Here is a 6,431-nt window from a genome sequence, read left to right as displayed (position 1 = left end):
GTCGGCGTGCCCGGGGCAGTCGACGTGGGCGTAGTGACGGTTCGCCGTCTCGTATTCCACGTGCGCCGTGTTGATCGTGATCCCACGGGCCTTCTCTTCCGGCGCCGCGTCGATGTCCGCATAGGCCATCGCCTTCGCACCGCCGGCCTTCGCCAGCGTCATCGTGATCGCCGCCGTCAGCGTCGTCTTGCCGTGGTCAACGTGACCAATCGTGCCGATATTGCAGTGCGGCTTCGTGCGTTCGAACTTTTCTTTGGCCATTTCAAGCTCCAGCCCTGTCCGGGCTTGTCCTCTAGCTAGGGTTGGAAGGTCTTAGGCGTACTTCTTGATCACTTCTTCGGCGACGGCTTGCGGCACCGCCTCGTAGTGATCGAACTGCATCGTGAACTGGGCGCGGCCCTGCGACATCCCGCGAAGGTTGTTCACATAGCCGAACATGTTGGCCAGCGGCACGAAGGCGTTGATGACGATCGCGTTGCCGCGCACGTCCTGGCCCTGGATCTGGCCGCGGCGGCCGTTCAGGTCGCCGATCACCGAGCCCAGGTACTCTTCCGGGGTCACGACCTCGACGGCCATGATCGGCTCGAGCAGCTTGGCCCCGCCCTTCTCGCGCAGCTCCTTGAAGGCCGCGCGCGAGGCGATTTCGAAGGCCAGCACCGAGGAGTCGACGTCGTGGAAGGCGCCGTCCACCAGGGTGGCCTTGAAGTCGATGACCGGGAAGCCGGCCAGCAGGCCGTTTTCCTTGGCCGAGGTCAGCCCCTTCTCGACGCCGGGGATGTATTCCTTCGGCACCGCGCCGCCGACGACGGCGGACTCGAAGACGAAGCCCGAACCCACTTCACCCGGCTCGAACACCAGCTTCACGCGGGCGAACTGGCCCGTGCCGCCGGTCTGCTTCTTGTGGGTGTAGTCGATCTCGGCCTTGCGGCTGATGGTTTCGCGATAGGCCACCTGCGGCGCGCCGATGTTGGCTTCCACCTTGTAGGTGCGCTTCAGGATGTCGATCTTGATGTCGAGGTGCAGCTCGCCCATCCCCTTGAGGATGGTCTGGCCGGACTCGTGGTCGGTCGACACGGTGAAGGACGGATCCTCGGCGGCCAGCTTGGCCAGGGCGACGCCCAGCTTCTCCTGGTCGGCCTTGGACTTCGGCTCCACGGCGATCTCGATGACCGGCGCCGGGAACTCCATGCGCTCCAGGATGACCGGCGAGCGGTTCGGGTCGCACAGGGTGTCGCCCGTGCGGGTGTCCTTCAGGCCGGCCAGGGCGACGATGTCGCCGGCGTAGGCTTCCTTGATGTCCTCGCGGTTGTTGGAGTGCATCAGCAGCATGCGGCCGACGCGTTCCTTCTTGTCGCGGGTGGAGTTCATCAGGCCCATGCCGGTCTCGAGCTTGCCCGAGTAGATGCGGCAGAAGGTCAGCGAGCCCACGAACGGGTCGTCCATGATCTTGAACGCCAGCACCGACAGCGGCTCGTCGTCGGAGGCCTTGCGGACCACCGGCTCTTCCGTGCGGAAGTCGATGCCGGGGGTCGGCGGGATGTCCACCGGCGAGGGCAGGTAGTCGACCACGGCGTCCAGCAGCGGCTGCACGCCCTTGTTCTTGAACGCCGAGCCGCAGAGGATCGGGTAGAAGGCGCCGGTCAGCACGGCCTTGCGGATGCACTTCTTGATCACCGCTTCCGACGGCTCTTCGCCGGAGAGGTAGGCTTCCATCGCCTCGTCATCGAGCTCGACGGCGTTCTCGATCATGTAGTGGCGGGCGGCCTCGGCCTTTTCCTTCAGGTCGGCCGGGATTTCCTCGTCGCGGTACTTCGCGCCCAGGCCGTCGTTGTCCCAGACCACCGCCTTCATGCGGACCAGGTCCACGAGGCCGCGCAGGGAGGATTCCGAACCGATCGGCAGCTGGATCGGCACCGCCTTGGCGCCCAGGCGGTCGCGGATCGACTCGACCGACTTGTCGAAGTCGGCGCCGAGCTTGTCCATCTTGTTGACGAAGACGATCCGCGGCACCCGGTACTTGTCGGCCTGGCGCCAGACGGTCTCGGTCTGCGGCTCGACCCCGGCGTTGCCGTCGAGCACGGTGACCGCGCCGTCGAGCACGCGCAGCGAGCGCTCCACCTCGATGGTGAAGTCGACGTGCCCGGGGGTGTCGATGATGTTCAGGCGCTTCTCGTTCCAGAAGGCGGTCGTCGCGGCCGACGTGATCGTGATGCCGCGCTCCTGCTCCTGCTCCATCCAGTCCATGGTGGCCGCGCCGTCATGGACCTCACCGATCTTATGGCTCTTGCCGGTGTAGTAGAGGATCCGCTCCGTCGTCGTCGTCTTCCCGGCGTCGATGTGCGCCATGATGCCGAAGTTGCGGTAGTCTTCGATTTTATGCGTGCGGGGCATAGCGGATGGCTCTGGAAAAAGGGCGGTTCGTAGGGGCCTGAACGAACGGCGCGGGCGGTTTAACTCAAACCGCCCGCGCCGGAAAGCTCAGGATGGAAAGGGCTTACCAGCGGTAGTGCGAGAAGGCCCGGTTGGCTTCGGCCATCTTGTGCGTGTCTTCACGCTTCTTGACGGCGGCGCCGCGGTTCGAGGAGGCGTCCAGCAGCTCGCCGGCCAGCTTCTCGGTCATGGTGTTTTCGCCGCGGTTGCGGGCGGCGTTGACCAGCCAGCGGATGGCCAGCGCACGGCGGCGGTCCGGACGGACTTCCACAGGCACCTGGTAGGTGGCGCCGCCGACCCGGCGGGAGCGCACCTCGATGGCGGGAGCGACGTTGTCGAGGGCGGCGTGGAAGGTTTCCAGCGGGCCCAGGTCCTTGCGCTTGGCTTCCAGGATGTCGAAGGCGCCGTAGAGGATGTTCTCGGCGACGGCCTTCTTACCTTCGTACATCACGTAGTTCATGAACTTGGTGACGACGAGGTCCCCGAACTTCGGATCCGGGAGGACTTGACGTTTGTCTGCGCGACGGCGGCGGGACATATCTTCTGATCCTTACTTAGGACGCTTGGCGCCGTAGAGCGAACGACGCTGCTTGCGGTCCTTGACCCCTTGGGTGTCGAGCACGCCGCGCAGGATGTGATAGCGGACGCCCGGAAGGTCCTTCACCCGGCCGCCGCGGATGAGCACGACGGAGTGCTCCTGCAGGTTGTGGCCTTCGCCGGGGATGTAGCACACCGCCTCGATGCCCGTGGTCAGGCGCACCTTGGCGACCTTACGAAGCGCCGAGTTCGGCTTCTTCGGGGTCGTCGTGTAGACGCGGGTGCAGACGCCACGGCGCTGGGGGCAGCCCTTCAGGGCCGGCACCTTGTTGCGCGAGGGCTTGTCCTGGCGCGGCTTGCGGATGAGCTGGTTGACTGTAGGCATCTAGTCTCGCTTGCGTGGAGGCGTGTGCCGTTTGGCCGAGGCGCCTCGATTGGGGTCGTTGTTGTGTTCTGGTCCGGGGCCTGCCGGTGAACGCAAAAACTCGCCGGGACGCCGTTGTCTGGCGTTCCGGCGGGAACCGCGCCTCCGGACTGGGACGAATCCCGGCCCCGAAAGAGGGCGCTACATAGTCGCGAAGCGGCGCGCCGTCAACGTTTGCGCAAGGCCCGGGCCCGGTTGGTCGCGCCGCCCACTTCCGGTCACGAAAAGGCCGTGCGGCCCCTGCCCCATACAGCCCAGCTTGGGACGGATGGAAGAGGCTCATGCCGAAGGCCGGACGGCGGAGCGTGGGCGCGGTGGCGATCTCGGCGGGGCTGCACGCCGCGCTGCTCGCCGGCCTGGCGCTGCACGCCCCGCGCCTGAGGGTCCCGCCGCCGGCCAGCGCCGGGCCGCCCCTCCCGATCATCCCGATCCTGCTGTCGCCGCGGGCCGTCCCCTCGGACGATGGCGCGCCGGGCGGCCCAATCCGGCTGCACCGCCGGCAGGTGCGGCCGAGGGATCTGCCGGCGCATGTGAGGCCGCTGGAGACCGCGGCGGCGGCGGCGGCGCCGCGTCCCGCCCCGAAAGCCCCGGGCCCGGCGACCTCCGGCGAGACGGGCGGCGGGCCGCCGGCGATCGCGGCGGCGGACCTGTCGCGCGCCCTGCGCGGCGGGCTGGGGTGCGCCAACCCCGAGGTCCTGGCCCGTGCGGAGCGCGAGGCCTGCGAGGAGCGGCTCGGCCGCGGGGCGGCGGACGCGCCCTACATGCCCGCCCCCATCGACCCCGCCAAACGCGCCTACTACGCCGCCGTGGCCGCAGCGAAGGCCCCGGACCCGCCGCCGACGCCCCAGGGCGCGACCGGCCGGTTGGGAATGTTCGAGGGCGATGCGCGCGGCATGAAGGGCCACGGCCCGCAGATCGGCTGCTCGATCAAGTTCGGCCCGGGCGAGAAGCCCAAGGGCCCGCCGAACGCGCTGAAGCTGGGTCCCTGCTTCATCAATCCACCCGCCGGCTCCTCTCCCCGGACGTGGACATCGCCCCGCCCTGATGCGCCACCCTGGAGGCGCCACGAAATCGCCGCGGGGCCCGGTCCCCATGCGGTGGAGCTGAGGGACGGCAGGAATTATGGGAGCGGCGAAGCGGCGCCGGACGACGATCGCGATCGGCCTGTCGGGCGCCGCCCACGTGGCGGTGCTGACGCTCGTGGCCCTGCACGCGCCGATCCTGCAGACGCCGCCGATGGTCTCCGGCCCGCCGGAGCCGATCATCCCCGTCCTGATCATGCCGCCCCGCCCGCCGCCGGTCCCCGGCGCCGCCGCGCCGGCGCCGATCCGGCTGCACCGCCGCCCGCAGCGCTTCAACCTGGACGACCTGCCGCTGGCCCCCCTCCCCGTCCCGCCGGAGGAGCCGCGGGCCGCCGCCCCGGCCCCCGGGGCGGGCGAGCGGCGGGGCGGCTTCCACCCCGCGCCCCTGCCCGAGGGGCCGAAGGACCAGGTGCGCGCCGTCCTGCGCCGCAGCGACGTGGGCTGCGCCAACACCACCGCCGTGGGCCTGAACCGGCGCGAGCGTGAGGAGTGCGACGAGCGGCTCGGCAAGGGCGCCAAGGACGCGCCCTTCATCCATCCGGGGCTGGGGATGAGCCGGGCGAAGCGCGCCGAACTGGACGCGGCGGCGGCCGCCCGGGAGGCCCGCGTCGCGGCGCAGGAACGGCCGGCGAGCCCGCCCGTCGGCCTGCCGGACCCGCAGGGAGACAGCTACGACGGCGAGCCGCACATCACCGGCGCGGGCGAGAGCCTCCTCGGCCAGGCGAACCCCCCGCCCAGCAAGCGGGCGGCGAGACGGCTGGACCGCCTGCCGCCCTGACCTGGACCGCCCTCAGGCGGCGATGCCGGTCTTCTTCTTGAGCGGCGCCTCGAGCGTCGCCCAGTCGATCATGCCGTCGTTCTGCAGGTCCTCGAACTCGAGGACGCCCAGCTCCTCGAACTTCGGCCGGACCTTCTCGGTGAGCAGGCCGACGCGCTTGAGGTTGGGGATCATCCGCTCGAACAGGAACTTGCGGAACGCCGCCCCGCCCTGGCTGGCGTTGTTGATCTCCAGGGCCTCCTCGGTCGTGAAGCCGAACTCCTCGGCCACGGTGGTGGAGACCAGGCGGTTGCGCATCACCACGCAGGCCTCGTAGGCGAACTGGGCGCGCTCCTCGATCTCTTCTTCGGGCAGGGAGCGGATCCAGTCCTCCAGGTAGTTCACGCCGAAGGCCACGTGGCGGCCCTCGTCGCGCATGACCAGCTCCAGGACGTCACGCAGCACCGGGTCCTTCGTCTGCTCCTTGATGGTCTGGAAGGCGGCGAGCGCCAGGCCCTCGATGAGGATCTGCATGCCGATGAACTTCAGGTCCCAGCGCTCGTCGGTGAGCACCTTGTCGAGCAGGAACTTCAGGTTCGGGTTGATCGGGTAGATCATCCGGCACCGCTCCATCAGGTAGCGGTGGAAGACCTCCACGTGGCGCGCCTCGTCGAAGGTCTGGGACGCGGCGTAGAGCTTGGCGTCATGGGTCGGCGCGCAGCTCACCAACTGGGAGGCCACCATCAGGGCCCCCTGCTCGCCGTGCAGGAACTGCGACAGCGTCTGGGCCTGCGAGCGGGCGGCGAACTCGCGCTTCTGTTCAGGGCTGAGCTTCTGCCACTTCGGATGCTGGGCGAAGCCCTCGGGACCCTCCTGGGCTGCGGCCGCGGCGGCGTCGGCGGGAATCGCCTGGCTCCAGTCGACGTCCAGCTCGGCGTTCCAGTTGAAGCGCTTGCCGAGTTCGTAGAGCCGCCGGATGCGGGAGTTGGCCGCCTCGTAGTCCCAGTTGTAGGAGCCGGTCAGCGGCGTCCTGAAGATCTCGCGGATGACCTCGACGTCGTGGTCGGTCAGCCGGTGGGCAAGGTCGTCCTCGTCGAAGACCTGGACCTCGGTCGGCGGCCCCTCGACCACGTTCACGTTCAGCATGGCGCTTGTTCCTTCCCTTATCCCGGCGATTGCCGGACATCAGGAAGGATAAAAA

7 protein-coding genes are annotated in these 6,431 nt (G+C 69.0%); 1 reads left to right on the top strand and 6 read right to left on the bottom strand.

Annotation, left to right across the window (positions count from 1 at the left end; all coding sequences use genetic code 11):
- The 5 genes from VM685_RS00135 to VM685_RS00115 form a co-directional block, all read right to left on the bottom strand.
- The coding region (locus VM685_RS00135) for a GTP-binding protein (protein ID WP_325458072.1) at nucleotides 1-261 on the bottom strand (261 nt) is incomplete at its 3' end.
- A 51-nt stretch (nucleotides 262-312) separates the two neighbouring features.
- Complete coding sequence (gene fusA / locus VM685_RS00130) at nucleotides 313-2,391, bottom strand: elongation factor G (RefSeq protein ID WP_325458071.1); 2,079 nt, start codon at nucleotides 2,389-2,391, stop codon at nucleotides 313-315.
- Nucleotides 2,392-2,494: 103 nt separating this feature from the next.
- Nucleotides 2,495-2,968 carry a 30S ribosomal protein S7 gene (gene rpsG / locus VM685_RS00125; protein ID WP_325458070.1) on the bottom strand — a complete coding sequence of 158 codons (474 nt, stop codon included), beginning with the start codon at nucleotides 2,966-2,968 and terminating at the stop codon, nucleotides 2,495-2,497.
- 12 nt (nucleotides 2,969-2,980) lie between these two features.
- Nucleotides 2,981-3,352, bottom strand: coding sequence for a 30S ribosomal protein S12 (rpsL, locus tag VM685_RS00120; protein ID WP_056018026.1), 372 nt, complete (start codon nucleotides 3,350-3,352; stop codon nucleotides 2,981-2,983).
- Nucleotides 3,353-4,187: 835 nt separating this feature from the next.
- On the bottom strand, nucleotides 4,188-4,385 hold the full coding sequence (locus VM685_RS00115) for a hypothetical protein (protein ID WP_325458069.1): 198 nt from the start codon (nucleotides 4,383-4,385) through the stop codon (nucleotides 4,188-4,190).
- Nucleotides 4,386-4,513: 128 nt separating this feature from the next.
- Here VM685_RS00115 and VM685_RS00110 point away from each other — a divergent pair, with 128 nt between their 5' ends.
- The gene (locus tag VM685_RS00110) at nucleotides 4,514-5,251 is read left to right on the top strand and encodes a hypothetical protein (protein ID WP_325458068.1); all 738 of its coding nucleotides are present in this window, start codon (nucleotides 4,514-4,516) and stop codon (nucleotides 5,249-5,251) included.
- Nucleotides 5,252-5,263: 12 nt separating this feature from the next.
- Here the strand turns inward: VM685_RS00110 and VM685_RS00105 are convergent, their stop codons facing one another.
- Nucleotides 5,264-6,376 carry a ferritin-like domain-containing protein gene (locus tag VM685_RS00105; RefSeq protein ID WP_325458067.1) on the bottom strand — a complete coding sequence of 371 codons (1,113 nt, stop codon included), beginning with the start codon at nucleotides 6,374-6,376 and terminating at the stop codon, nucleotides 5,264-5,266.
- Nucleotides 6,377-6,431 lie beyond the last annotated feature (55 nt).

This window comes from Phenylobacterium sp. (assembly GCF_035539035.1).
GTDB lineage: Bacteria > Pseudomonadota > Alphaproteobacteria > Caulobacterales > Caulobacteraceae > Phenylobacterium.
This window is presented reverse-complemented; position numbering and strand designations above follow the sequence as displayed.